The following is a 26213-nucleotide window of genomic DNA, read 5'->3' as shown; positions in this document are numbered from 1 at the left end:
TCTATTTCAATTGGTTTGTCTTTTTTATTTTTCGATAATCATGGTAACGCCTTGTCCTCCGGCGGCACAAATAGAAATTAGTCCGCGTCCTGATCCTTTTTCATTTAATAATTTGGCCATCACGCCAATGATACGGCCTCCTGTGGCAGCAAAGGGGTGTGCGGCTGCGAGACTGCTTCCTTTCACGTTTAGTTTTTCGCGGTCAATAGCACCGAGGGTTTTAGACAGTCCTATTTGAGTACTCAGTTCCGGACTCTCCCAGATCTTCAAAGTGGCTAAAACCTGCGCGGCAAAAGCTTCGTGAATTTCATAATAATCAAAGTCCTGTAAAGTTAAACCTGCTTTGTCGAGCATATTGCTGACCGCAAACAAAGGAGCGAGCAAAAGGTTTTGCTGATTTTTGACATATTCAATAGCAGCAATTTCTGCAAAAGTGATGTAGGCTAAAATTGGAAGTCCCTGTTCTTTGGCCCATTCTTCACTGGCTAAAAGAACGCAGGAAGCGCCATCCGTTAGTGGAGTTGAATTTCCTGCGGTTAAGGTTCCATTGATTTTGTCGAAGGCTGGTTTTAGCCTGGCCAATTTTTCCAGCGTGCTGTCTTTTCTTAAATTATTGTCCCGGTCAAGTCCGTTGAAGGGAGTAATCATATCGTCAAAAAAGCCGTCATCATAGGCTTTCGCCATATTGAGATGACTTTTAAGTGCAAAGTTGTCCTGATCTTCACGAGAGATTTTGTAATGTTTGGCAGTGATTTCGGTGTGACCTCCCATTGAAAGTCCGGTTTGAACTTCTTCATTCTTAGGAACCAGCGGAGCCAAATCTCCAGGTCGAATTTTTAAAAAGAACTTTATTTTTTCAGTAATTGATTTTGCATTTCTGACATGGAGTAGAATTCTTCGAAGTTTGTCGCTCACCGCCATCGGAATATCACTTATAGAATCAACACCTCCGGCAATTCCGCATTCAATTTGTCCCAATGCAATTTTGTTGGCGATATAAATAGCACTTTCGATTCCGGTATCACAAGCCTGTTGCAAATCGCAGGCAGGAGTAGCGGGATCGAGTGTTGTTTGCAGGACACATTCCCTCATTAGATTATTGTCGTAAGTATGTTTGATTACGGCCCCTCCGGCAACTTCACCAATTAATTTTCCTTTCAGATTGTATTGGGTCACAAGACCATCGAGAGCGGCGGTCATCATTTGTTGATTTCCAACTTCGGTGTAGGCGGTATTAGCTCTTGCAAACGGAATACGGTTGTATCCCACAATAGCTACTTTTTTGAGTGTGTTTGTGTGATTCATAATGAAGATGGTGTTTTTGTCCTTAAAGATAAGCAGAGTTATTTACTAATGACGGATTTATAATTCAAAATAATAAGTCTTGGCATTTTATTCAGTGATTTCATTTTGAATTATATTTATTTAGAATAATTAAAAATAATTTGCAAAAAAATGTTTTAGCAATTACTTTTGCCAGCGAAATAAAAACCAATAAAAAATAATAATGAATACCATGAGAATAAAAAAAGTTTTATTTTTTCTGATTTTCCTAAACTCATTAGTGATGATGGGGCAGGAACACGGAAAAGTAATCGGAAGAGTTTCCTTAACCGGAAATGTGCCGGCAGAAAATGTTTTTGTTGCTCTTAGAGGAACAAGGTACAGTGCTATTACGAACGAACACGGACAGTACGAAATTAAAAATATTAAACCTGCCAGTTATACTATCAGCATTAGTGCAGTTGGAATTCGTCCGGTTGAAGACAGAATTACAGTGACATCAAAGCAAACGACAACTAAAAACTTCATGCTTTCGGAGAGCCAGGAAGATTTGGACGAAGTTGTAATTACTAAAAACAAATACAAGCAAGACAAGCCTTCTTTATCCTTACGTCTTCAAACACCTGTATTGGAAATTCCACAAAATATTCAGATTGTGAGTGGTCAGACATTAAAAGATCAACAGATTGTAAGTATGAGTGACGGAGTAATTCGAAATGTGAGTGGGGCAATACGTTCTGAGCACTGGGGAGATTTGTATACCAATATAAAAATGCGTGGTTCACAGGTTCAGGCGTTCCGTAATGGTTTCAACGTAGTTTCTTCTTCCTGGGGACCGCTTACTGAAGACATGAGTTTTGTAGATCATATTGAGTTTGTGAAAGGACCTGCAGGATTTATGCTTTCCGTTGGTGATCCAAGTGGTTTGTATAACGTAGTGACTAAAAAACCAACCGGAATTACAAAAGGAGAAGCCAGTGTAATGGCGGGAAGCTATGATTTTTACAGAGCGAGTATCGATCTTGATGGGAAACTGGATAAAAAAGGAAAGCTATTGTATCGTTTTAATGCTGCTGCCCAAAACAGAGGTGCGCATCGTGCATTTGAACGCAACAACCGTTATGTAATTGCCCCCGTGCTTACGTATCAGATTGATGATAAAACGAAAATTACGGCGGAGTATAATTTTCAATATGCCAACATGACTGAAGTAGGTTCTTATTATGTGTTTGGACCTAAATCTGATGGATATGCCACTTTACCGGTTGGATTTACTTTGACACAGCCTGGTATTCCGGATACTAATATTCAAGACCATAACGGCTACTTTATGTTTGAGCATAAGTTTGATGATAATTGGAAACTGACAGCACAAACTTCTTACTTCAAGTACATTCAGCAAGGATACAGTTCATGGCCAAGCAAAATTGGTTCAAGTGAAAATACTCTTGGTAAAGGCAACATTATCAGAAATGTGGGTATTTGGGACGCAGAAAGTAATATGTATTTGGGGCAGATATTCGTAAACGGAAAGTTTACGACCGGAAAAGTTACGCATAAACTATTAGGCGGTGTAGATTTAGGAAGTAAAGATTATATGGCAGATTGGGGACAGTCTCATGATCTTGATACAGCTGCAAATCCATTTAATGTTTACAGTCCAAATTACGGGACGCCTTCTAACGGTTTTCCCGTTTTCAATCGTACAACACCGCTTTCAGTCAGAGCTGGTGGTAAATTAACACAAGAATACGCAGCAGGTTATATTCAGGATGAACTTGGTTTCTTTGAGAATAAATTGAGATTGACTCTTGCAGCACGATATACTTGGATTAGCCAAAACAGTTGGGGAACAATTGAATCTGATAGTCATATTACACCACGTGTAGGATTTAGTTATTCTGTGACCGATAATTTAGCTCTTTATGGTTTGTACGATCAGGCATTTATACCGCAGTCCGGAATTATTAAAAATGGTGATCAGGTAAAACCGATAACTGGAAATAATGTGGAATTTGGAATTAAGAAAGATTGGTTTGACGGATCGTGGAGTACTACATTAGCAGCTTATAGAATCGTAAAACAGAATGAACTTGCTGCCGATCCAACGAACGGACCAAATGATATTTATAAAATTGTTTTAGGAGAAAAAAGAGCGGAGGGTATTGAATTTGACATTAGAGGAAGGTTATTAGACGGACTTAATCTTGTTGCTAATTATGCTTTTACAGAATCTATAGTAACAAGTTCGGTTATTCCAAAAATAACGGTGGGTTCAGTTGTACCGGGATTTGCTAAACATAGTGCAAATGCGTGGTTGAACTACAGCATTCAAAGCGGAAAGTTAAAAGGACTGGGGGCTTCTATAGGAGGGACTTATCTTGCAGGCCGTCAAACGGACAGTTGGAGTGTAGGAGGTATAAGCTTACCCAACTATTTTAAACTGGATGGAGGTTTATCTTATGAAACCGGGAAGTTTAAGGTTACAGCAAATGTGTTTAATATTCTGGACAAATACCTGTACAGTGGATCTTACTATGAATGGCTTTCTGCTTACTATTGGCAAACAGAAGCACCAAGAAACTTTAGAGTGGGGGTAACGTATAAGTTCTGATTTTTTAGGTACTAAGGCGCTTAGGTTCTGAGATGCTAAGGGGCTGGGTGTTTAAAAGTAACCCGACAGGTTTTTAACCTGTCGGGTTTTTTAACATTTTCCTAAAATTTCTTAATTGCAATAATAATTTACAGCTTACTCCGTAAGAGACAAGTATTTGGAATCTGTTGCTCTGAAAGAGCCTTAGCAGTAACATGGCACAAAGTGCCATGAATACTGGTGAGCACTTCTTTAAGCCCTGTAAGGGCGAAAGCATAACCCAAAAAGCACATATCTTATTTTATGACATTTCCTAAAGTTAGCAACTTTTAGCCAAGATCTTATGCTTTATTTATAACTGCTTAAGTCCCTTCAGGGCAATATGATTCATTATCTTAAGTTATAGTGCGTTGCACTATTTTTATGCTTCTGGGCTTTCAGCCCTTTTTAAACATTTCAAATATTTATACCGAAAGAGAACACTAATTGTAAAATCAGCTGTAATAAAATGATCTCTTAAATGAAGAGCTGAAATTGTTAATAAAAGGAATAACTTCTATCAACCCCACAACATTTTGTGTGAATCCCCTTTTTTGAACGAGCTGAATCTCTTTTGTACCAAATAATTACCCTTTTTGAACGAGTGGAATCACTTTTGTGCCAATAAGTTCTATTGCATTCATTAGCTGTGTATGGGTCAGGCCTGCATTGTCCATTTGAAATGTAAATCTTGAAATTCCGCCAAGAGATTCACTGTGTCGTAAGATTTTATCGGCAATGCGTTCAGGATCACCTACAACCAGAACACCCAGATCGTCAATTAAACCGTTAAATTTGGCTCTGGTAACTGGTGGCCAGCCGCGTTCTAAGCCTAATTTTGTCCAAAGTTCAGCATAACCCGGATAATATTCTTCGATGGCTTTTGCGGTAGTGCTTGCTGCAAACCCAGGTGAATGTAGGCCTACCTGAAGTTCTTCGGGCTGGTAACCGGCTGCTTTTCCTGCTTCACGATACAAATCTACTAACGGACGGAAACGATGTGTCTGACCTCCAATGACGGCTACCATTAAAGGCAAACCTAAGGATCCTGCTCTTATAAAAGATTCAGGAGTTCCGCCAACGCCCAACCAAACCGGTAGTTTTTCCTGTAAAGCCCTCGGATAAACCGGAAGATTATTCAAAGCGGGACGAAATTTCCCCGACCAGGTTACAAATTCATTGTCTCTGATTTGAAGTAAGAGCTCTAATTTTTCTTTAAAAAGCTCATCATAGTCATTCAGATTAAATCCGAAAAGAGGGTAAGCTTCGATTGAAGATCCGCGGCCTACTACAATTTCGGCTCTTCCTTTTGAAATTAAGTCAAGGGTTGCAAAACTTTGATAGACTCTTACCGGATCGGCAGCACTTAAAACCGAAACAGCACTTGACAATCGAATGCGTTTTGTTCGCGCCGCGGCAGCACTTAAAATTACTGCGGTAGCCGAATCTAAAAACTCTTTTTTATGATGTTCACCAATTCCAAAAACGTCAAGCCCGGCCTGATCTGCCAGCTCGATTCTTTGGAGTAATTGTTCCATTGCATCAACACTGTTTAGCGTATTGTGGTTTCCGTACATCGCCGAAGCGAAACTGTCAATTCCTATTTCCATTTTTTTTTGCTTTAGGCTTTAAGCTTTAGGCTTTCCTTTAAAGCCTGCAGCCCAATGCTTATCGCGGTTTGTTTTTTTTAGCTTTAGGCTTTAAGCTGTACGCTTTCCTTTAAAGCCTGCAGCCATTCTTATCGCGGTTTGTTTTTTTTAGCTTTAGGCTTTTAACTTTAAGCTTTAGGCTGTACGCTTTCCGTAAAGCCTAAAGTCCAATGCTTGTTGCAGTTATTTTTTTAGACATAGGCTTTAAGCAATATGTTTTTTCAAAAAGCCCAGAGCCTAAAGCTTAGTGCCTATAGCCTATAGCTTAAAGCCTATAGCTTAAAGCCTAAAGCTTAGTGCCTAAAGCCTAAACCGCATAATTAATGTGAAAAGCCAAAGGAAACGCTAATTAGAATAATCACAATAACAATTAAGGTGATCCCTACATACAGATAATCCTTTTCCAATAAAAACGAAAATAGCGATAGTAAAACACGTAAAACTGGGGTTAAGAAAAGCAGGATGATCCCAAAAAAGATCAACGATTCGCCATTTCCCTGAATTACACCCTGATATATTGCCGAAATTACTTCAAAAATATTGCGGTCATTTTCATGGAAGACCGAGTAATCTTCAATATCTGTGCTGTGCGCCATTAGATAAACAATTCCGCCAATAAAAGCGACCGATAGGGAAATCCAAACGCCATAACGCAATAAATTCCCAATAATGGTTTGAAAATCTTTTTCTCCAAATTTTTCGTGTTGCATAATCTTAGATTTTTCCATTAATTCCGTTATAGATCATATTTACCGCAAGTACAAATATCAGACAGGCAAAGAATATACGTAGTTTTTTAGGATTTGTTTTAACTAAAACTTTGGCTCCCGCCATAGCACCAAACAGTACGCCGATGACTACTGGCATACAGATTCCGGGTTCGATGTATCCTTTTTGAATATAGATTACAGAACTCGCCATTGCCGTAACGCCCATCATAAAATTACTGGTTGTGGTAGAAACTTTAAACGGAATTCTCATAATATTGTCCATTGCAATGACTTTAAAAGCACCGGAACCAATTCCTAATAAACCTGACATCATTCCGGCAATTCCCATCATACCAAAACCGCCCACGACGTTTTTGGTTCCGTAACGAATTATTTCACCGTGATGCGAGGGATAAGTACCTTCTAACCTCAGTTTTTTAGCCAAAGGACTAGATTCTAAAACAATATGTTCTTCTTTTTTTCGAAGAGAATTGATAGCCGAGAAGATCAAAGTAAGTCCGAATAAAACGGCAATAAAGGAAGTAGGAGCGATGGTTGAAAGTAAGGCCCCGCAAACAGCACCAATTGTAGTAGCAATCTCAAGAAAGATACCCAGTCGCATGTTAGTGATTCCCTCCCTGACATAAGCGGCAGCAGAACCGGAGGAAGTAGCAATTACCGAAACCAGAGCCGCACCAATTGCATAATGAATGTCAACACCAAGAATGACTGTTAAAAGTGGGATTATGATAATCCCGCCACCTAAACCTGACAATGAACCAATAAAACCTGCTAAAAAAGCACCAAGAATCATAATCAGGGTAAACGTAAGTACTGTCATTCGGATCAATTTTGTTACCGCTAATTTACGAATTGATATTTGGTGAAGAAATGTTTTATTTCATAATTAAAAACTAAAATTGTTTAATTCTGAAATTTAAATCTTGAGAAAAAACACAAAAAAGCACTTAACTGGTTGATTATAGGGTAAAAACCAGAGTTTAAGAATGAAACGCTAAAAAAGAGGAACTTACAGGTTATCGTCTATTATTTTTTGGACACTGCTGATAAAAGTCTCTGTGTTTTTGACATCTTGCTTGATGTACAAATCGTATTCGTTTAATTTATACTGATCGATCATGTCTTTTTTTAAGTATTTGATGATGGATTCTAGAGTCCGGGTATCCTCCTCATTCAGTTTCTTTAACTCCCGTTGTTTACTTTTGAGATAATCTAAACTCTTTTTTAATCTCTGAACCATTAATTTTTCCAATCTCTTCCTTCGTTTAAAAATTATTAAAACAAACGATAATCCGGAAGATTTTAAGCTCAATATGCCCCAAAAACCATTTCCATTTGAGCTTAATTCCTCCAGAGTATCGTATTCCCTTACATACGTTCAAATTGGGAATTTAGATTTAAGAAATGTTATAAAATTTTCAAAGCACATTATAAAATTTGCACGCTAAGAAGTCAGGTGTTTGAAAACCTGTCACTTAGGTGTTTTGTAGGTTGAAGAATACAAAAAAGGAGTAGATGATCCTGCGGATTTTTTAGGGTGTAAGGATTTTAAAAATCTTATTTTGACCGATTGTCTAAAGCAAGATAAGTTTTGTCTAAGGCGGAAAGCAGTAAAGCAGCTGCAGCACTTGTTAGAACCGAGTAATCAAAAGGAGCTTTTACCGAAACCGAAACAGCCATTGAAAGGGCAAAAAGCAGCATTAAAGCAGCAGTTCCCAAAGCAACCTGACGGGTTTTAAATCCTGGGATTAAAAATAAGCCAAAGATAATTTCGAAAAAAGTAGCCAAAGCTCCCAATACTTCTGCTAAGGGTTTACTGGCAAAGGAGTTTAAGGTTTGGGTGTAAAGAATAAAATTGTCCCAGTTTCCCCACGCTACTCCGGGAGCGCCGGGTACACCCCAAAGACCAAAACGGTCGGCAACGGCAGAGAGCATCGTAATTCCCAAAACAATTCTTAAAACGAAACCTGCCTGTGCTGTACCTATTTTTTTCATTGAGATCTTTTTATGTAAAGATAACAAGATGTTGGGCTAATTTGGATGATTATTTTTGAGACGGTATTATTTTAAGAATTCTTAAATCCATCTTCCTTATCCTTGAAGGCCCATGTCGCCATAGCTTCAATAACTGGCATTAAACCTTTTCCAGAAGCACTTAAGCTATACGTTACAAAAGGAGGTACAACTGGTTTGGCTTCTCTAATGACAAGATGGTCGGCTTCGAGCTGTTTTAAATGTTGTATCAGCATCTTTTCGGTAACTGCAGGGATGGCCCTTTTTAGTTCGCTGTAACGTTTGCTTCCGCCTGAAAGATGGTAAATGATAATGGGTTTCCAATAGCCTCCAATTTTTTCCATAACATAGGTTACGGGACATTTGTCTAAAGCGTATTGCTTGTTTTCCTGAATAGTCGACGATTCTTTGATTGCGGTCATAGTGCATACTTTAGGGTAAGTACTTGTATAAAAGTAAGTACAAATATACCTTTGTTGCACAACATAAAAAAATAAACAGAGATGAAAATTACAATTTCAGGATCATTAGGAAACATAGGGAAACCATTGACACAAAAACTTATTACCTCAGGACATGAGGTAACAGTAATCAGCAGCAGTGCAGACCGGGTAAAAGAGATTGAAGCAGCAGGAGCCAAAGCAGTGATTGGTTCTGTAAGTGATGCCGCTTTTTTGCAAAGCGCATTTGAAGGAGCTGATGCTGTATTTGCAATGACTCCGCCTAATATGGGAGGAGTTAATATCATTGCCAATACTACGGATGCCGGTAAAGCATTTGCAAAAGCCATAGCAGCTGCCGGAGTAAAACGTGTTGTAATGCTGAGCAGTATAGGTGCAGATTTACCGGGAGGAAATGGTCCAATTGCCGGACTTCATAATATCGAGAAACTGTATGAATCATTAGAGAACGTATCGGTTACGTATCTTCGTGCGGGCTTTTTCTACACGAATTTGTACCATGATGTTCCAATGATTAAAGGAGCGGGAATTATTGGAGCAAATTATCCTTCTAACACTACGATTCCTTTTGTACATCCTGAAGATATTGCAGCGGCAGTTTCTGAAGAATTACTAAAAAACATAGCGGGAAAGAACATTCGTTATATTGTAAGTGATGTGCGAACTCCAAATGAAGTAGCCAAAACTTTAGGCTTAGCCATTGGAAAACCTGATTTACCATGGGTAGAGTTTACCGATGTGCAATCTCTTGACGGAATGAAACAAGCGGGACTGCCGGAAGAAATTGCCGAACTGTATACCGAGATGGGATCAGGTTTAAGAAGCGGTAAAATCGCAGCACATTTTTTAAGCGATTATAGTTCTGTTGACGGACGAACTAAACTGGAAGATTTTGCAAAAGAATTTGCAGCTAAGTTTTAAATAGTAAAAGTAAGAAGCTGGTTTTAGGATCAGCTTTTTTTAGTATTTGCGAATTCTAAAGTGATATTGACTTTTGATAAGAATATACTGGTTTAGTATAAAATTATACCGTTTGTAAGATTCGGACTGTATTTATCTTTGTAATAATAATAGAACTTAAAAATTATAAAGATGAAAGCCATAGGATTTAAAACATCGTTGCCAATTACTGAAGAAGAGAGTTTTATAGCATTTGAAACTCCAAAGCCAGTTCCCGGAGAACGTGATTTAGTAGTGAAAATTAGTGCAGTATCCGTTAATCCGGTTGATTTTAAAATTCGTCAGGGCAGTGCGAAAGATACGGTTTTAGAAACACCAAAAATTATAGGCTGGGATGCTGTAGGTATTGTCGAGGCGATAGGAGAGAAAGTGACTTTGTTTAAGGTAGGCGATGAAGTGTTTTATGCCGGAGATATTACCAAACCAGGCAGCAATGCCGAATACCAAAGTATTGACGAACGAATTGTAGGCAGAAAACCAAAGTCCTTAAGCCTTGAAGAATCGGCCGTGATACCGCTGACTGGTTTAACGGCTTGGGAAATTCTTTTTGACCGCATTCGAATCAATCCTAAAAAAGACAAAGGAAAATCAATTTTGATTATTGGAGGTGCAGGAGGAGTAGGTTCTATTGCTATTCAACTGGCCAGGAAAATTGCAGGTTTAACTGTTATTGCAACAGCATCGCGTCCCGAAACTATCGCTTGGTGTAAAGAGCAGGGCGCAGATTTCGTAGTCGATCACAAAAACCTGATTGCTTCGGTTCGGGAAGCAGGGTTTCAACAGGTAGATTTTATTTTGGATTTTGTCGATACTAATTCCTATTGGGATATTATGGCAGAATTAATTAAACCCCAAGGGCACATTGCTTCTATTACCGGGAGCAGTGATCCGGTTGCGTTGAACAAACTCAAAAATAAAAGCGCTTCTTTCTCTTGGGAACTGATGTACACACGATCAATGTTTGAAACCGATGATATGCAGGAACAACACGTTATTCTTAATCAATTGGCTGATCTTTTAGACGAAGGCATTCTAAAATCGACGCTCAATCTAACGCTTAATGGTTTAACGGCCGGGAACTTTAAAAAAGCACATGAGCTTTTAGAGTCAGGGAAAACTATTGGTAAGATTGCGATCAAATTTTAAAGCTAAAAACAGAGTAAGCCACTAAGAGTTTTTCAATATTTTAAAAACATATTCTTTATAGCTTGCTCCAATTGGGATTTCGATAGTCCCAATTTCAACATCATAGGCGGTAAATGCAGTAATGTTTTTTAAATTAATAATATAAGAGCGGTGTACCCGAAGGAAATCTTTTCCTTGAAGTTCCATTTCGATATCGCCGATCTTGTATTTTGCGGTAAGTTTTACCCCTTCTTTTTGATGAACCACAATGTAATCTTTCACGCTTTCTATAAATAAAACACTATCAGTATTTATTTTATGAAACTTAGATCCGTTTCGGATGTAAATAAAATTCTCCAGAGGCGGAGTTATAATCTTATTGTTAGTAGGGCCACTGATGCGTAAATAACGATCGGTGGCTTTAAAAAAGCGGTCAAAAGTAATGGGTTTGAGTAAATAATCTATAATATCAAGTTCGTAACTCTCCAGCGCATATTCGCGATAGGCCGTTGTAAAAATAATGGAAGGTGGATTTTTTAGTGTTTTTAAAAAATCAATTCCCGTTATCTGGGGCATTTTAATGTCTAAAAACATAAGATCAACAGTCGTTGTTCTTAATACTTCAGCGGCTTTTAAAGCGTTTGGACATGTGCCTACAATCTCAAAATAATCCAGCTTACTGATGTGGTTTTGCAGCAGGTTTATGGCCAAAGGCTCATCATCGACTAATAAACATCGTATCTTCATCTTTCTTCGCTTAGTGTTGATCGTTTTGCAGGTTGACTTCTAAATGAGCCGTAAAATGGGTATCACTCTTTGTTACCTTAAAAGTATAATTTTCCGGATAAATTTTGTCCAGTTGCTGAACGATATTGTTCAGACCAATCTTGTCGTTTTCAGATTCAGTTTCACTTTTCCCAATTGTGTTTTTCACCGTAAAGATAAAACGATTGTTGACCACTTTTAGGTCTATAGCGATGATTGGTGAGTTTCCAGTGTCTTCGCCAGCACCATGTTTAAAGGCATTTTCGACTAACGAAAGTAAAATTAGAGGGGCTATAACACCATTATGGTCTATATCGGTGGTAAAAATCACACTAAGCCTTTCATCATATCTCAATTTTTCAAGTGCAATATAATTGTTAAGCAGCGTGACCTCTTGTGAAATGGGTACGTACGTACTACTGCAGCGATACAAAATGCAATCCAATATCTCGGATAAAACAGCAATAGATTGCGAGGTAATAGGAGAATTACTCAGCGAAAGCGAATAAATATTGTTTAGTGTATTAAATAAAAAATGAGGATTTAACTGGGCTTTCAGAATCTTTAACTCCGTTTCGGCTTTTTGCTTTTCCAGCAGTAACGCTTTTTTCTGAACGACATACTGATCTTTTATCAGTTTTACAAAGACAAAAAACAAAGAGAGAAAAATGGATTGGATAAAATACGATCGAAACAGTTTCGAAAGATCAGTGAAAATTTCAAAAAGTGGCTCCTGATCAAAAGGAGGAGTACGAACAATAGGCTCCAGGACATAAATTACCATTGTCCGGTTAATGGCCGCGATAAAATAACTGCAGACAATAAACTCAATCCACACTATAGTTTGTTTTTTGGCTGTCATTAAGCGTGGCAGAATGCGATAAGAAATAAAATAAGCGATGAGAAGCGCAAAGAACAGGTCGAATGCGATTGCCAGCATATCATTTCGAAAATTAAAAGTAGGATCATCAAAATTATTCTTGCCAAGAAACATAATATATAAACAAGTCCAGAAAAGGACATGAGCTGTGACCCGATGGGCTGAAGTATAGTTGATGAGTTTCTCGAATGTTGACATAGTAGATCAAAGTTAGTATTTATTTGGAAAGAGAAATTGCCTGTCGACAAATAGGCCCAAAAAAGACATTAACGGGCAAAAAACGGCGATCAACAAAGTCTGTAGTGTCAGTTAAATTGTTTGTAGGTCTGAAAGAACTGTATATCATGCGTATCATTTTTGCAAGTGATTAATGAGGAGTTTTGGTGAAAATTATAAACGCAACCAAAAATGAAACAGCTCTTCTTACTCATCATCCTCTTTCTAGGCTTTGAAGGAATGACACAGACCAATGAATTTACGCTTAAAGGAAAAGTAGTGGATTCAAAAACCAAACAATCCCTGCCTTACGTTACCGTAATACTGCAATCGTCTAATCAGGATAAGAGAACCGTCTCTTCTGACAAGAATGGGATGTATGTTTTTAAAATTCCTCCGGGAAATTATCAGTTACGAATTGAATTCATGTCTTACAAACCATCAGTAGTAAATACATTTTCACTTCAGAAAGATCTTGTATTAAAAGACGTTTTGCTGGAAGAGGAGATCAATCAACTTAACGAGGTGAATGTGGTTGCTGAAAAATCGGCTGTAGAATTAAAACTGGATAAAAAAGTATTCAATGTTGGAAAAGACATTCTTTCAAAAGGCGGATCGGCTAATGATATCCTGAATAATGTTCCTTCTGTAAATGTTGATATTGCTGGTGTCGTAAGTCTTAGAGGCAATAATGGTGTTACGGTTTTGATTAATGGAAAACCCTCTATGCTAACGGCAAATAATGGATTGTCTCAAATTTCGGCCGCAAATATTGAAAAGGTCGAAGTCATCACAAATCCGTCAGCAGCTTATGAAGCTCAGGGGAGCGCGGGGATCATCAACATTGTACTGAAGAAAAACAGTATGCAGGGTTTTAACGGCTCGCTACAGGTCGGGGTAGGCAATCCGGCGAATCATAATCTGAATGCTAATGTGAGCTACAAAACGGAAAAGGTAAATCTGTTTTCGAATATTGGATACCGCTATATTGATGTTTATGCTTCAAACAGACAATTTCAGCAGAATACAAACAACAATGTGGTAACCACGCTGCATCAATACGACGATAACAAGCGCAATAACAGCATTTACAATATTTATATAGGCGGTGATTATTATATTAATGCTAAAAATACACTGACGGGAAGTTATTACCACGATAGAAACAACAACAATTACAAAACGACTTATACGTATCGTTATTCCAATGCAGCGCAGACAACAGACAGTATCATTAACAGATTTGAAAATTATAAGGAACCTAAAAATTACAATGCTCTGGAATTAAACTATGTAAAAACATTCGATAAAAAGGATAAAAAATGGACAACCAGTCTGCAGTATGATTTTTGGAATGATGATGAAAATCAATACATAGATCAGCAGAAAACATTGCCTTATGAACCGGAGGTTTCTAATTTATACACAAGAGATATTGAAAGCAGTAATGATATTTTTATAAAATCGGACTTTGTAAACCCGATAGGTGAAAATTCTAAAATTGAGATGGGAATCAGAAGTGATTTGCGGGCATTAAGAAGTGATTATTATACGATTCTTGATGAGGTGCTGCAGGATCAGTTTACCAATAAGTTAAAGTATGATGAAAATCTGTACAGTGCTTATTTTCAGTTTGGAAGTAAAATTAAAAAGTTCAATTATCTGGTGGGCCTACGAACAGAGCTATCGGATATAAAAATTGCCGACACCAAAAACACATTCAGCAACACCAAAAACTACATTAACTTATTTCCAACCCTACATTTGGTGTACAATTTAACCGAAAAAACAGATTTGCAGCTCAGCTACAGTAAACGTATTAACCGTCCTAGATTCTGGCAGTTGAATCCATTTTCGGGACTTTCAGATTTGCGTAACCTCACAGTCGGAAACCCCGATTTAAATCCAATGTTTACCAATTCCTTTGAACTGACGCTATTGGCCAAGCGCGGAAAATTCAGTATTAATCCGTCGGTATATTATCAGCATACCACCAATTTCTTTGAATATATTCTGCAACGTACGGCTGAGAATTATTTTGTGACAACACCGGTAAATCTTGACACTGAAGATCGTTACGGAGTTGAGGTGTCGTCTACCTACAGCCCGGCAAACTGGCTACGACTGTCTTTGGATTTTAACTATTACAAATTTAAACAGCAGGGCACTTATGAGACGGTAGTGTATGATGTGGAAGATCAGACCTGGTTGTCTAATTTTCGTTCGGTTGTTAAGTTTCCTAAAATTATTTCGGGTGAATTTAGTTTTAAATACCGTGGAAAAAATCAGGGAGTGCAGTCGCTTACAGAGGCACAGTACACCGCCAATATTGGTTTGAATAGGGACTTTTTTAACGATAAAATGTCGGTAACATTAAACGTAAACAACCTTTTTAATTCACAAATAACAAAACAGGTAGTCAGTGCACCGCTTTATTATTTAGAATCAGAATTTAGAGCGCAAGGAAGATACGTCAGACTGACCGTGATTTATCGTTTCAACCGCAAAAAGAATGAGGCCGACAGACTACCGGACTCCATGTAATCCGGTAGTGTTTCAGAGTTAGTGACGATACCTGCTTTCCGAAGTGTTCAAATTTCAATTGAAAAGCTGCGCAAAAGTCTCTGACTTTGCGCTTTTTTTTACTTATAATCATAAACGTTTCAAAAGTCTCTGACTTTTTTAATAGACTTATTGATGGGATTAAATTTAGCTTATTTTTAAATTATTTTAAAGTCGGAGACTTTTGAGGGACTATGTTTTTAAATATATTTGTTAGTTGCAGCACAAAGTCAGAGACATTTGCGCAGCACATTTAATTAAAGAATACTTTGCAGAGCTGGGTTACAAGCGCATCACTTAATCGAACAACGATTTGCTTCCACTTTAGGAGTTAGTCCAGAGAGTATGGAGGCTATTGCAGTAACCGCAGAAGAACATCAAATATTTACCAATGCCTGGAGAGCTGAAATAGGTTATAAAAGTGATAAAGCATTGATAAGAACAACTAATGCAACGAAAGATCAAATTCAATCTGCAGCAAAAAAAGTATATAAAGATTATCCACAAATATTAAAAGCTTTAGGACTATGATAATAAAGTATCACGTAGCACTTGATTGGAATGATGCTCAAATTGAGATTATGAGTAAGTTTGGTGTTTATCCTGTCAAAGGACACACAGCAGTTCAAATAGATGAAGAAACCTATTTTAAGGTCAAAGATTATATTTACAAATGGTGTGGTAGTGGTGGTATACGATATCCTGAATTTACAAAAGAAGAATTAAAAAAATCATTATTATCTGAAAAAAATGGTGGTAATGAGCACGGCTACCCAATGCCTGATATCAATTTTGGATATAGAGAACTAACTTATGATTTAAGTGATTACTGCCCAAATTGCGGTATAGGCTTTAAACAAAAAGATGCTTTTAGACTTAAAAATGTCCCGCCTGTTGGTAAAAAACAAATATTTAGTTTGGGTTGGATTTTTGATGAATTGTTTGTCGAAAAAACAGTATATGAAGAAATATTTAAACCATTAGGGATTAAATCTAGAGAGGTTTTAAAGTATAAAAAAGACACTCCTTTTGAAAATACAGTGCAATTAATTTTAGAAGAAACTAAAGAAAAATTAAATTTAGAAGGATATCCAACTGAAAACTGCAATGTGTGTAAGAGAACTAAATATCAAGCAATGCCACAAGGTTTTTACCCAATGCATAAAGATATCATTGCGCCTATTTTTAAGAGTTATGAATATTTTGGTAGTGGAGCATCTGCTGGAAAAAAGATTTTTGTAACAAAAGAATTACGTGATAAATTAATAGATTTGAAAATAGAAAAAATTGCTTGGTATATTCCAACAATGTAATCCGGTAGTGTTTCAGAGTTAGTGATATAAGATTTTTTATTTCTAACATAATGAAATAGAGTAAATATTAACCATGAATAATTCAAAGATGAGCAGTACTGCGATAATGTTTTAGATTAGTTTTTTTTACAAAATTTCAATGTAAATAGCTGAAAAAGAATGTGTAATTTGAATAGCGGAGAGACGGCCAATTGGTCGTCTTTTCTATTTTTATAAAGCTTTAGAATACTTTTGCTGTATCCTGACATTTCAAATTTGGTGTTGAAAGTAAAGTGCAATTCAAATGATAGGAGCATTAGGAAACAATTCTTTCAGTTTGAGTAAAACTGGTGCAGAATGTTAAGAAAACAGACATTAGTAAAATGTGTTTTTTAATTTTTCATTACTTTTCAAATTGGTCAAAAAGGATCTTAGAACTTAATGAATTGGTATTATATTAACCCTGAATTGACGTATGTTATCTGCTTATAGATGAAATAGTATTATGATGGAATAAACTTCTATTTTTAATGAAATTTCAACACAATACATGGAACCAATACAACTTATTTCAGATCATTTTATTGAAGAAAAATGTAATTTTAAAGAACTCATAGAAAGACTTCGAGCCGGGTTTTCGACTTTGGCAATTGAGGTGCCTATGCGCCACCATCACGATTATCCTAATCCCGAAGAAGGTAAAGACTCAACACTGCTGCTAATGCCGGCGTTTGAGGCAGGTAAAGATTTAGGAGTAAAAATAGTTACGGTAAGTCCTAATAATGGTAAATACGATTTACCTTCGATTCAGGGAACTTATATTTATCTCGATGGGCACAAAGGAAATATAAAGGCAATTCTTGATGCTAAATCACTAACAGGCAAACGTACTGCGGCAACATCAGCTTTAGCAAGCAGCTATCTTTCGCGAAAAAATGCCTCGTCTATGCTGATGATTGGTACTGGAGCATTAGCCATCAATCTCATTAAGGCGCATGCTAGTGTAAGACCTATCAAAGAGGTTTATGTTTGGGGAAGAACGATTGAAAAAGCACAATTGGTTTGCGATGCGCTCAAAAACGCTCCGTTTACCTGTAAACCCATTTCAACTATAGAAGAAGTTATTTCTCAGGTTGATATTATTTCGGCAGCAACTTTATCACCGGTTCCGCTTGTTTTTGGGAAATGGCTGAAACCAGGTCAGCATTTAGATCTTGTTGGGGCTTACAAAAAAGACATGCGCGAGGCAGATGATGAAGCGGTTTTAAAATCAAGTCTATTTCTGGATACGTATCAAGGCGGACTAAAGGAAAGCGGAGATATTTTGATTCCGCTGACGAATGGAATTATCACGAAAGAAACAATCAAAGCAGATTTGTTTGAATTGTGCAGTAATACAAAAACAGGCAGAACGTCTGATACTGAAATTACCTATTTTAAATCCGTTGGACATGCTTTAGAAGATCTTGTTGCAGCGGGATATTTTTATGAAGAATATAATTTAAAAACACAAAAAAATGCCTAATACATACCAAAACATTTGTAATAATAAGGATTATAAAGCAGACGCTTCTGTATTGCAGATCAAAACAATTGATATGCATACAGGCGGTGAGCCCTTGCGTGTAATTGTTTCCGGTTTTCCAAAACTTAAAGGGAGTACTGTTCTGGAATACCGAAGAGATATAAAAGAAAACTATGATTATTTAAGAACGGCATTGATGTTTGAACCTCGTGGTCACGCTGATATGTACGGTTGTATTTTGCTTCCGCCAAATGATGAAGATGCAGATTTTGGTATTCTTTTCATGCATAATGAAGGATACAGCAGTATGTGTGGTCATGCTATTATTGCCATAAGCACCCTGGCGGCAAAAATGAATTGGATAACGGTAAAAGAAGGGGAGAATGAATTGAAAATTGATGCTCCATGTGGTCGAATTTTTTCGTTTGTCACTGTATTAAATGGCGAAGTAACAGGAGTAAGGTTTCATTGTGTACCAAGTTTTGCTGTAGGTTTAGATCGTATTGTAAATGTTGAGGGCATTGGTGATGTTGTTTATGATCTGGCTTATGGTGGCGCTTTTTATGCTTATGTTGATTTGAGAAAAAATCCGCATTTGAATTTTGGATTAACCGAGGAAAATTACCGTGCCATTATTCAAAATGGTGTAGCTATAAAACATGCAGTAATGAATCATGATAGCGAAATTCAGCATCCGTTTGAGAAGGATTTGAGTTTTCTATACGGAACTATTTTCATCGATGAGCCGTTGGATACTGCTAATCACAGTCGAAATGTTTGTGTTTTTGCCGATGGAGAAGTCGATCGTTCTCCAACAGGTTCTGGTGTTTCGGGAAGAATTGCTATTGAAAAGGCCAGAAACGCCATAAATAAGAGCGAATTTATTACGATAGAAAGTATAACAGGAAGTACTTTTACAGGATCTCTTGTCAGAGAAGAAAAATTTGGACCTTTCAAGGCTGTAATTCCGCAAGTTGAAGGAACGGCTTTTGTAACAGGAGTAAATACGTTTTTGATAGATCCAAAAGATCCTATGAAAAATGGTTTTATACTGAGATAGTTGATTTACAAATTAAAATTTAACCGCAAAGCTCTATGTAAACTTTGCAAGCCATGCGAAAATCTTTGCGGACTTTGCGGTTAAATCATATCGTAATTCTACCCACATTTCAAACCTGAAACCTGAAACCTGAAACCTGAAACCTGAAACCTGAAACCTGAAATCAGAAACAAAAACCTACGAAATCTGTAAATGCTCCATCGTTTTTCCCACCAAAGTTTTGGTGCCAACGATCTTAAAGCCTAGTTTTAAGTACAGTTTCTTGGCATTAGGATTGGCCTCTTCTACCAATAAACCTAAAGTCCGGTGGTTTTGCGTTACATATTCATCAATTAAAAATTGCAGGAGTTTTGAGCCAATTCCTTTTCCCTGATGATTTGGACTTACCCCAACCGAATCAATATAAAATTCACCGCTTTGTGTTTCGTCTTCCGGATTAAAATCAGAATTGAAATTCAGGCGGACATAATCGACAATTGGTTTTCGTAACGGATGCAATTGAGCTCCATCGTAAACAGAAACTGCTCCTATGATTTCGTTTTCCTCCTCTGCTACAAAACAGTTTTGATAGGAGTACTGGTTATTTTCGGTTTCAACAAAATGAAGCAAGAAATAATAGGCTGTTTTAGGATTCTTTTCACCAATAAATTTATAGATAATGTCCTCCATTGCCAGCAATAAAAGTGCTGCAATATTTTCTGAATCTTCAATAGTTGCTTTTCTGATAATCATGATAAATGCGTTTAGTCTGCAAAATTACGCCAACTTTCACAGATCAATCATTTTTGCTTAAATTTTTTGCTGAATAATTGTTTTTTTCTTAATTTTTAAGAGAATAATCAACGATGTGATACGTGACTTGTAAATGTTAAGTGTTTTGTTTTTAAGTGTTTACATGTGTTTCTGAGTGTGCTTTTTCGCATGTTTATCCAAACTCTAATATTTAAAAAAGTGTAACAGTCGGCGTTTTACTTTTTTATGAAAATGGGTATTATTGTAGTATAAAGACTAAAATTTTGAAAGTAATTGTTGATAACTGTTTACAAGTAGAGCTGGTTTTTTGCCTACTTTCCTGTTGATAACTCTATTTAGATTTAGTATAAATAACTGACATATCGTCTCTTACAGTTTATTTTCCGGCTGTTGATAAAACGTAAAATGGGTGGAGTATTTCATAGGATCAACCTGTTGATAATTGCGTTGTTTTTTAACATCAAAAAAGGGGTGAAAGAAGATCTCCGGGTTAAATTTGTAATTATAGAAATGTCGTCAAAACCTCCCCAAGAACGAAGCATTTTTATTCGAACTCAGTCAAACATTTAATACTTACATATATGTCTATATTTGATAAAAGAATCAATTATAAACCTTTCGAGTACCCGGAGGTTTTGCAGTTTACAGAAGCCATAAATAAAGCGTATTGGGTCCATACAGAGGTTGATTTTACAGCTGATACACAGGATTTTCATTCGCATTTAAATTCCGCAGAGAAAACGGCAATTAAGAATAGTTTACTGGCAATTGCTCAGATAGAAGTAGCTGTAAAAAGTTTTTGGGGAAATATCTACGAACATTTTCCAAAGCCGGAATTCAACGGACTGGGGAGTACTTTTGCCGAATGTGAATTCAGACACTCTGAGGCCTATTCACGTCTTCTGGAAGTTTTAGGATACAACGATGAATTCGAAAAACTCATGGATATCCCTGTAATCCGCAAACGTGTCGATTACCTGTCAGATGTACTTAAGGATACCAAATCCCAGGACAACAAAAAATATGTTATTTCTCTGATTCTGTTTAGTATTTTGATCGAAAACGTATCGCTTTTCAGTCAGTTTGCGATTTTATTGTCTTTTACAAGATTTAAAGGATACATGAAAAATGTGAGCAATATTATCGCATGGACTTCTATCGACGAGCAAATTCATGCCAATGGCGGAATTTATATCGTAAACAAAATCCGTGAAGAATTTCCGGATTATTTTGATGAAGAGACGTTAAACCTTGTTCGTGAAACGGTTAAAAATTCGATTGAAGTAGAGGCCGATATTTTAGACTGGATTTTTGAAGAGGGAGAAATCGAAACCATTAATAAAACAGATTTAGTTAATTTTATGAAGTTTCGAATAGACGAAAGCCTTATTCAAATTAACATTCCAACAATTTTTAATGTTGCAGCACACGATTATAAAGCAATGGCATGGTTTGAAGAAGAAGTTTTTGCGAACAGCCTTGATGATTTCTTTGCAAAAAGACCGGTAGAATATACCAAACATGACAAAAGCATTACCGCAAACGACCTGTTCTAAAAAGCAAATTACAATTATGAATACAATAGATACAACTTCAGCAAACAGCCTTCCGTTAAGTGAGGCCGATAATAAAATGTGGTGGAAAAACTCTGAAAGTGAGCAAATTTTAAATCGTGGTTATCTTTTAAAAGGAGAAACTGTAGAAGGTGCAATTGACAGAATTTGCACGGCTGCAGCCAGAAGATTATACAAACCCGAATTAAAGGAATCTTTTGTAGAAATGATCGAACGAGGCTGGATGAGTATTAGTTCTCCCGTTTGGGCCAATATGGGAACCGAACGTGGTTTACCAATTTCATGTTTTAATGTACACGTTCCGGATGAAATAGAAGGAATTACACATAAACTGGGTGAAGTGATCATGCAAACCAAAATTGGCGGAGGAACATCGGGATATTTTGGGGAGCTACGAGAAAGAGGAAGTGCTGTTACAGACAATGGTAAGAGTAGTGGAGCCGTAAGTTTTATGAAGCTTTTTGATACGACGATGGACACTATTTCTCAGGGAGGAGTCCGTCGCGGAGCATTTGCAGCTTATTTAGACGTGGATCATCCGGATATTGAGGAATTTTTGAAGATTAAGAGTATTGGAAATCCAATTCAGAACTTGTTTACCGGAATCTGTGTACCGGATTACTGGATGCAGGAAATGATTGATGGAGATTCTGATAAAAGACAAATCTGGGCTAAGGTGTTAGAAAGCCGTCAGCAAAAGGGATTGCCTTATATCTTTTTCAGTGACAACGTAAATAAAAACAAACCACAAGTTTATAAAGACAAGAATCTGCGTATTAATGCCAGTAATTTGTGCAGCGAAATCATGCTGCCTTCAAGCATTGATGAATCGTTTATTTGCTGTCTTTCGTCAATGAATCTGGAGCTTTATGAAGAATGGAAAGATACAGAAGCAGTAAAACTGGCAATCTTTTTCCTGGACGCTGTATTGCAGGAATTTATAGAAAAAACAGAGGGCAATTATTACCTTTCAGCAGCCAATCGATTTGCCAAAAGACACCGTGCGCTTGGACTTGGCGTTTTGGGATGGCATTCGTATCTGCAAAAAAACATGATTCCGTTTGAAGGAATGGAAGCTAAGATGAAAACCACAGAAATTTTTAAACATATTAGTGATAAGGCCGATAAAGCTACTCAGGATCTGGCCAGAATTTATGGTGAACCAGAATTGCTAAAAGGATACGGAAAACGTAATACGACCACTATGGCTATTGCTCCAACAACCTCATCTTCGGCTATTTTAGGACAGACTTCACCTGGAATTGAACCTTTCAGCAGCAATTATTACAAAGCAGGTTTGAGCAAAGGAAATTTTATGCGTAAAAACAAATACCTTAAAATTTTACTGGAGAAAAAAGGATTGGATAATGAAGAGGTATGGAGAGAGATTATGCTAAATGGCGGAAGCGTACAGCACATGACCCAACTGACAAAAGAAGAAAAAGATGTTTTTAAAACCTTTAAAGAAATCAGTCAGTTAGAAATTGTACAGCAGGCCGCAATACGTCAGAAGTTTGTAGATCAGGGACAAAGTATCAATTTGAATATCCCTGCTGATTTACCTATTAAAGAAGTAAACCGACTGCTTATAGAAGCCTGGCAACTTGGAATCAAGAGTTTGTATTACCAACGCAGTCAAAGTGTATCTAAAGAACTTGTGACAAGTTTGGTAAGCTGCAGCAGCTGCGAATCATAAACAAAAAGGCCGGATGTATCATCCGGCTTTTCTGTTTTTATAAGGGAATTTTGGTCGTAGCGAATTAAAATCCATCGTATATAAAACCTTTGCGAGTCCACGACTTCGCGAGATTTATTTCTCCCGCAGATATAATATGTCGTTCCTACGGAACTTTTCCGTTTTGTGTTTTATTTTCAACGGATTAAAATCCGTTGCTATAAAATACAACGTTCCTACGGAACTACTATTGTGAGCGTCTTGATCGACAAGATATTCTAGGAATGAATTTTAATCTTTGATCCAAATAGTCATACTAGTCATAACACCAAAGAATATAAAACCTTTGCGACTCCGCGACTTTGCGAGATCTATGCCTCCCGCAGATCTGGCAGATTTAGCAGATATACAATCTACATAATCCTTTTAATCTGTGGCAAAAACTCCGCGCAATCATAATTTATATGCATCGTTCCTACGGAACTTTCCCGTTTTGTGTTTTTTTTCAACGGATTAAAATCCGTTGCTATAAAATAGAGCGTTCCTAGGGAACTGTTTTTGCGAGCGTCTTGATCGACAAGATATTCTAGGAATGAATTTTAATCTTTGATCCAAATAGTCATACTAGTCATAACACCAAAGAATATAAAATCTTTGCGACTCCGCGACTTTGCGAGATTTATGCCTCCCGGGAAGATATTCTAGGAATGAATTTTAATCTTTGATCCAAATAGTAATAGTTGTCATAACGCCAAAAAATATAAAAGCTTTGTGACTCTGTGACTTTGCGAGATTTATTCCTTCTCCGGATTTACAATTTCAGATTGAAGTATATTTAAAAAGGCCGGATAAATGATCCAGCCTTCTTGATAAAATAAATGATAAAATTAACATTTAGTGACCTTTACTGTTTTCAAAACCAAGAATTGTGATCATATAAGGTGTATTCGAAACCTTTATTTTCTTTGCAATTGTCATAGTAGACAAATTCAGTTGCAGTAATTCTCCTGTAGTTGGAGAAGTAAGGTAAGCAAAGTTTTCTGTTAATTGAACTTGTGGTTTTAAAGCTGCGTCTGTAGCAGTTTCGGCAATAACTTTACCTTCTTTTTCAAGTTGCAGGCTGGTAAGGTTGTATAGTTTGAATTCACCGTTATGCAACAGAATCCCAAGTTTAGTGGCATTGAAACTCACTTTACATTGCATGATAGTAGTATTTTGTAAAATAGGTTTAATCGTTTCACTCGCCACATCAATAAGGAAAGCTCCTTTAGCAGCAGTATAGCCTACAAATTTCCCTTTGGCTTTGGTTTCTAAAATAGTTCCAAACCAGGCAGTTCCAAAATCGGCAGGAAGTGCGATAAGTTTTTGTTTTCCGGTACTTTCAACTACAAGAACACCGCTTGCCGATCCAAAAACGGCATAGGTTCCGTCTGAAGCATTTCCGTGAATTCCTTTGGTTATAACAGTAGCAGGAAAAAGAGTTTTACCCGAATTATCGATGATTTTTACTTTCTCAGGAAGAGTTCCTGCTACCGAATTGTCTTTTTCGGTAATGGCATAACTACCGTTAGAAAAAGTAGCCATGGCACCGTGATGGGCTAATAATCCTGCATTTATAATTTTAAATTTAGATCCCGCAGTATTGACTTCAGATTCTTTGGCTACAGCCAGTGTTCCGTCTCCATCGTTAAAAGTCATCAGTTCTCCGCTTTTGCTTTTAAAATGTGTAGGCATAGGAGCCTGACCAATTAAAGTACCAAATTTCGGAATTCCGTCTACATCAACATGATCGCCATGACCTTCAAAACCGCTATCGAAAGTTTCAACTGTATTGCTGGCTCTGTGAATAATTCCTGCGTATCGTTTAGATTCTGTGGTATAAAGCGTAGATTTTGCAAATTTGGCATTAAAAGAGTTTGCAGTAGCATCGACCGGATTAACCAGCGTAATCTCGGTTGTTTTCTCATCAGAAAGTAAAATTCTTAAGAATTTATATTCTGTTAAGGCCTCTTTAGGTGTTTCAGGAGTATTGTCGTCGTCGTTGCTGCAGGAAAGTACAGCGGTAGATAAGGCGAATAGGAAAATTAGTTTGTAATAGTTGTTTTTCATTGTAATGGTATATTAAAGTTGATATTTAAAAATTAATTGTAATAGGCATCGACTTGTAGACACTCATATTGTAAGTTGTGTTTTTATAAAGGACAACCCAATTGTATGTTCCGGATTGCCACGCTTTGTCTGCGGTTATTGGAGTTCCTACGAAATCTGTATCTGCACCAATAGTGATGCTTTGACCACCAAAAACACCATTTATTTTTTGAAGTGTAGTAATTTTTGAAGCAGCCCCCAGACCTTTATGTTCGACTTTTGAAATGACGATTACTTTTTTGAAATCGAGCTTGTCGATACTTTCAGGATAGTAATTGGCATTTTTTTTAATCAAAACAGAATATAAAATTCCATCCCCCATAATTTGACTTACCTGCGCATGCGCAGTCAGGAGATCATTTTTTTTGAAAATAAGTTCCGGTTCAACCCAGGTATTCATATAGTAAATCAGATTATCGTTTCGGGATAGATTATCGCGGCCAATTAAAGGATCGACAGGCATATTTGCAGGATCGGTAATGGTTACTACCTCTTTAATTTCTAGTTTCGATCCGTTTTCATCCAGAACAATAAAAAGGAAATCAAACTTGCCTTCCGGAGCATCGGCGGGAATATTGAAGTGCTTGTGTACATTGGTATTTTTTGTGCCTTTATATTCTGCCCAGGACAATTCGAACTTCCAGTCTTTGGTATAGACTTCCCCTTTTATTGGAAGTATTTTTAACTGTACATCGGCAATTTTATCTCCGGCAAGTACATCGGCATTAAAGTGAAAATCGCGGCCAATCAGGGCTTTTTTATTATTGGCAGTTCCAATTTCAATATTTTCGGCTTTGGGTTTTGTAGCTTCTTTGTCGTCGTCGTTATTACAGGCTGTAAAAGCTGTACTTACGGCTACAAAGAGTAGTATTAATTTTAGTTTTTTCATAAGGAAATTGGATTGATTA

22 protein-coding genes are annotated in these 26213 nt (G+C 37.1%); 10 read left to right on the top strand and 12 right to left on the bottom strand.

Going from position 1 to position 26213, the window contains the following annotated elements:
* Positions 1 to 24 precede the first annotated feature (24 nt).
* A complete protein-coding gene (locus tag FLA105534_RS01200) occupies positions 25 to 1305 on the bottom strand; it encodes an acetyl-CoA C-acetyltransferase (RefSeq protein ID WP_173964222.1) in 1281 nt (426 codons plus the stop codon).
* Between the two features lie 211 nt (positions 1306 to 1516).
* Between FLA105534_RS01200 and FLA105534_RS01195 the strand changes: the two genes are divergently transcribed.
* Positions 1517 to 3898: a TonB-dependent receptor gene (locus tag FLA105534_RS01195; RefSeq protein WP_246253148.1), complete on the top strand. Its 2382-nt coding sequence runs from the start codon at positions 1517 to 1519 to the stop codon at positions 3896 to 3898.
* Positions 3899 to 4503: 605 nt separating this feature from the next.
* Here the strand turns inward: FLA105534_RS01195 and FLA105534_RS01190 are convergent.
* The 6 genes from FLA105534_RS01190 to FLA105534_RS01165 all read right to left on the bottom strand — a co-directional run bounded on the left by FLA105534_RS01190 (position 4504) and on the right by FLA105534_RS01165 (position 8731).
* Positions 4504 to 5526, bottom strand: a complete 1023-nt coding sequence (locus tag FLA105534_RS01190; RefSeq protein ID WP_173964220.1) for an LLM class flavin-dependent oxidoreductase — start codon at positions 5524 to 5526, stop codon at positions 4504 to 4506.
* A 359-nt stretch (positions 5527 to 5885) separates the two neighbouring features.
* The gene (locus FLA105534_RS01185; RefSeq protein ID WP_246253146.1) at positions 5886 to 6275 is read right to left on the bottom strand and encodes a DUF1634 domain-containing protein; all 390 of its coding nucleotides are present in this window, start codon (positions 6273 to 6275) and stop codon (positions 5886 to 5888) included.
* 4 nt (positions 6276 to 6279) lie between these two features.
* On the bottom strand, positions 6280 to 7116 hold the full coding sequence (locus FLA105534_RS01180; RefSeq protein WP_173964218.1) for a sulfite exporter TauE/SafE family protein: 837 nt from the start codon (positions 7114 to 7116) through the stop codon (positions 6280 to 6282).
* 189 nt (positions 7117 to 7305) lie between these two features.
* Positions 7306 to 7548: a hypothetical protein gene (locus FLA105534_RS01175; protein WP_173964217.1), complete on the bottom strand. Its 243-nt coding sequence runs from the start codon at positions 7546 to 7548 to the stop codon at positions 7306 to 7308.
* A 305-nt stretch (positions 7549 to 7853) separates the two neighbouring features.
* Complete coding sequence (locus tag FLA105534_RS01170; protein ID WP_173964216.1) at positions 7854 to 8291, bottom strand: DoxX family membrane protein; 438 nt, start codon at positions 8289 to 8291, stop codon at positions 7854 to 7856.
* A 71-nt stretch (positions 8292 to 8362) separates the two neighbouring features.
* Positions 8363 to 8731: a winged helix-turn-helix transcriptional regulator gene (locus FLA105534_RS01165; RefSeq protein ID WP_173964215.1), complete on the bottom strand. Its 369-nt coding sequence runs from the start codon at positions 8729 to 8731 to the stop codon at positions 8363 to 8365.
* 81 nt (positions 8732 to 8812) lie between these two features.
* Here FLA105534_RS01165 and FLA105534_RS01160 point away from each other — a divergent pair, with 81 nt between their 5' ends.
* Together FLA105534_RS01160 and FLA105534_RS01155 are read left to right on the top strand one after the other, a co-directional pair.
* Positions 8813 to 9691, top strand: coding sequence for an NmrA family NAD(P)-binding protein (locus tag FLA105534_RS01160; protein WP_173964214.1), 879 nt, complete (start codon positions 8813 to 8815; stop codon positions 9689 to 9691).
* 171 nt (positions 9692 to 9862) lie between these two features.
* A complete protein-coding gene (locus tag FLA105534_RS01155) occupies positions 9863 to 10876 on the top strand; it encodes a zinc-binding alcohol dehydrogenase family protein (RefSeq protein WP_173964213.1) in 1014 nt (337 codons plus the stop codon).
* A gap of 21 nt (positions 10877 to 10897) precedes the next feature.
* Here FLA105534_RS01155 and FLA105534_RS01150 read toward each other — a convergent pair whose 3' ends face one another.
* Both FLA105534_RS01150 and FLA105534_RS01145 read right to left on the bottom strand, forming a co-directional pair.
* Complete coding sequence (locus tag FLA105534_RS01150; protein ID WP_173964212.1) at positions 10898 to 11602, bottom strand: LytR/AlgR family response regulator transcription factor; 705 nt, start codon at positions 11600 to 11602, stop codon at positions 10898 to 10900.
* A 10-nt stretch (positions 11603 to 11612) separates the two neighbouring features.
* Complete coding sequence (locus FLA105534_RS01145) at positions 11613 to 12698, bottom strand: sensor histidine kinase (RefSeq protein ID WP_173964211.1); 1086 nt, start codon at positions 12696 to 12698, stop codon at positions 11613 to 11615.
* 210 nt (positions 12699 to 12908) lie between these two features.
* On the opposite strand from FLA105534_RS01145, the gene FLA105534_RS01140 reads away from it, so the two are divergent.
* The 5 genes from FLA105534_RS01140 to FLA105534_RS01120 all read left to right on the top strand — a co-directional run bounded on the left by FLA105534_RS01140 (position 12909) and on the right by FLA105534_RS01120 (position 19155).
* Complete coding sequence (locus FLA105534_RS01140) at positions 12909 to 15260, top strand: outer membrane beta-barrel family protein (RefSeq protein WP_173964210.1); 2352 nt, start codon at positions 12909 to 12911, stop codon at positions 15258 to 15260.
* A 363-nt stretch (positions 15261 to 15623) separates the two neighbouring features.
* Positions 15624 to 15809, top strand: a complete 186-nt coding sequence (locus tag FLA105534_RS01135; RefSeq protein WP_173964209.1) for a hypothetical protein — start codon at positions 15624 to 15626, stop codon at positions 15807 to 15809.
* Positions 15806 to 16591 carry a hypothetical protein gene (locus FLA105534_RS01130; protein WP_173964208.1) on the top strand — a complete coding sequence of 262 codons (786 nt, stop codon included), beginning with the start codon at positions 15806 to 15808 and terminating at the stop codon, positions 16589 to 16591. Before FLA105534_RS01135 ends, FLA105534_RS01130 begins: the two co-directional genes overlap by 4 nt.
* A gap of 529 nt (positions 16592 to 17120) precedes the next feature.
* Positions 17121 to 18095 (top strand): bifunctional Delta(1)-pyrroline-2-carboxylate/Delta(1)-piperideine-2-carboxylate reductase, encoded by a 975-nt coding sequence (gene lhpI, locus FLA105534_RS01125; RefSeq protein WP_173964207.1) that lies wholly within the window; start codon positions 17121 to 17123, stop codon positions 18093 to 18095.
* Positions 18088 to 19155 carry a proline racemase family protein gene (locus FLA105534_RS01120; protein WP_173964206.1) on the top strand — a complete coding sequence of 356 codons (1068 nt, stop codon included), beginning with the start codon at positions 18088 to 18090 and terminating at the stop codon, positions 19153 to 19155. The genes lhpI and FLA105534_RS01120 overlap by 8 nt, the downstream gene beginning before the upstream one ends.
* A 177-nt stretch (positions 19156 to 19332) precedes the next feature.
* Here FLA105534_RS01120 and FLA105534_RS01115 read toward each other — a convergent pair whose 3' ends face one another.
* Positions 19333 to 19887 carry a GNAT family N-acetyltransferase gene (locus FLA105534_RS01115; protein ID WP_173964205.1) on the bottom strand — a complete coding sequence of 185 codons (555 nt, stop codon included), beginning with the start codon at positions 19885 to 19887 and terminating at the stop codon, positions 19333 to 19335.
* A 602-nt stretch (positions 19888 to 20489) separates the two neighbouring features.
* Between FLA105534_RS01115 and FLA105534_RS01110 the strand changes: the two genes are divergently transcribed.
* Positions 20490 to 21464, top strand: coding sequence for a ribonucleotide-diphosphate reductase subunit beta (locus FLA105534_RS01110; RefSeq protein ID WP_173964204.1), 975 nt, complete (start codon positions 20490 to 20492; stop codon positions 21462 to 21464).
* Between the two features lie 16 nt (positions 21465 to 21480).
* The gene (locus tag FLA105534_RS01105) at positions 21481 to 23178 is read left to right on the top strand and encodes a ribonucleoside-diphosphate reductase subunit alpha (protein WP_173964203.1); all 1698 of its coding nucleotides are present in this window, start codon (positions 21481 to 21483) and stop codon (positions 23176 to 23178) included.
* Positions 23179 to 24051: 873 nt separating this feature from the next.
* Here the strand turns inward: FLA105534_RS01105 and FLA105534_RS01100 are convergent.
* Together FLA105534_RS01100 and FLA105534_RS01095 are read right to left on the bottom strand one after the other, a co-directional pair.
* Positions 24052 to 25266, bottom strand: a complete 1215-nt coding sequence (locus FLA105534_RS01100; protein ID WP_173964202.1) for a hypothetical protein — start codon at positions 25264 to 25266, stop codon at positions 24052 to 24054.
* A 25-nt stretch (positions 25267 to 25291) separates the two neighbouring features.
* Entirely contained in the window at positions 25292 to 26194 is a 903-nt protein-coding gene (locus FLA105534_RS01095; protein ID WP_173964201.1) for a DUF4625 domain-containing protein, read from the bottom strand.
* Between the last annotated feature and the right edge of the window lie 19 nt (positions 26195 to 26213).

This window comes from Flavobacterium collinsii (assembly GCF_902804485.1).
Taxonomy (GTDB): domain Bacteria; phylum Bacteroidota; class Bacteroidia; order Flavobacteriales; family Flavobacteriaceae; genus Flavobacterium; species Flavobacterium collinsii.
The sequence above is the reverse complement of the archived record's forward strand: the minus strand, read 5'-3'. Positions and strand labels throughout refer to the sequence as shown.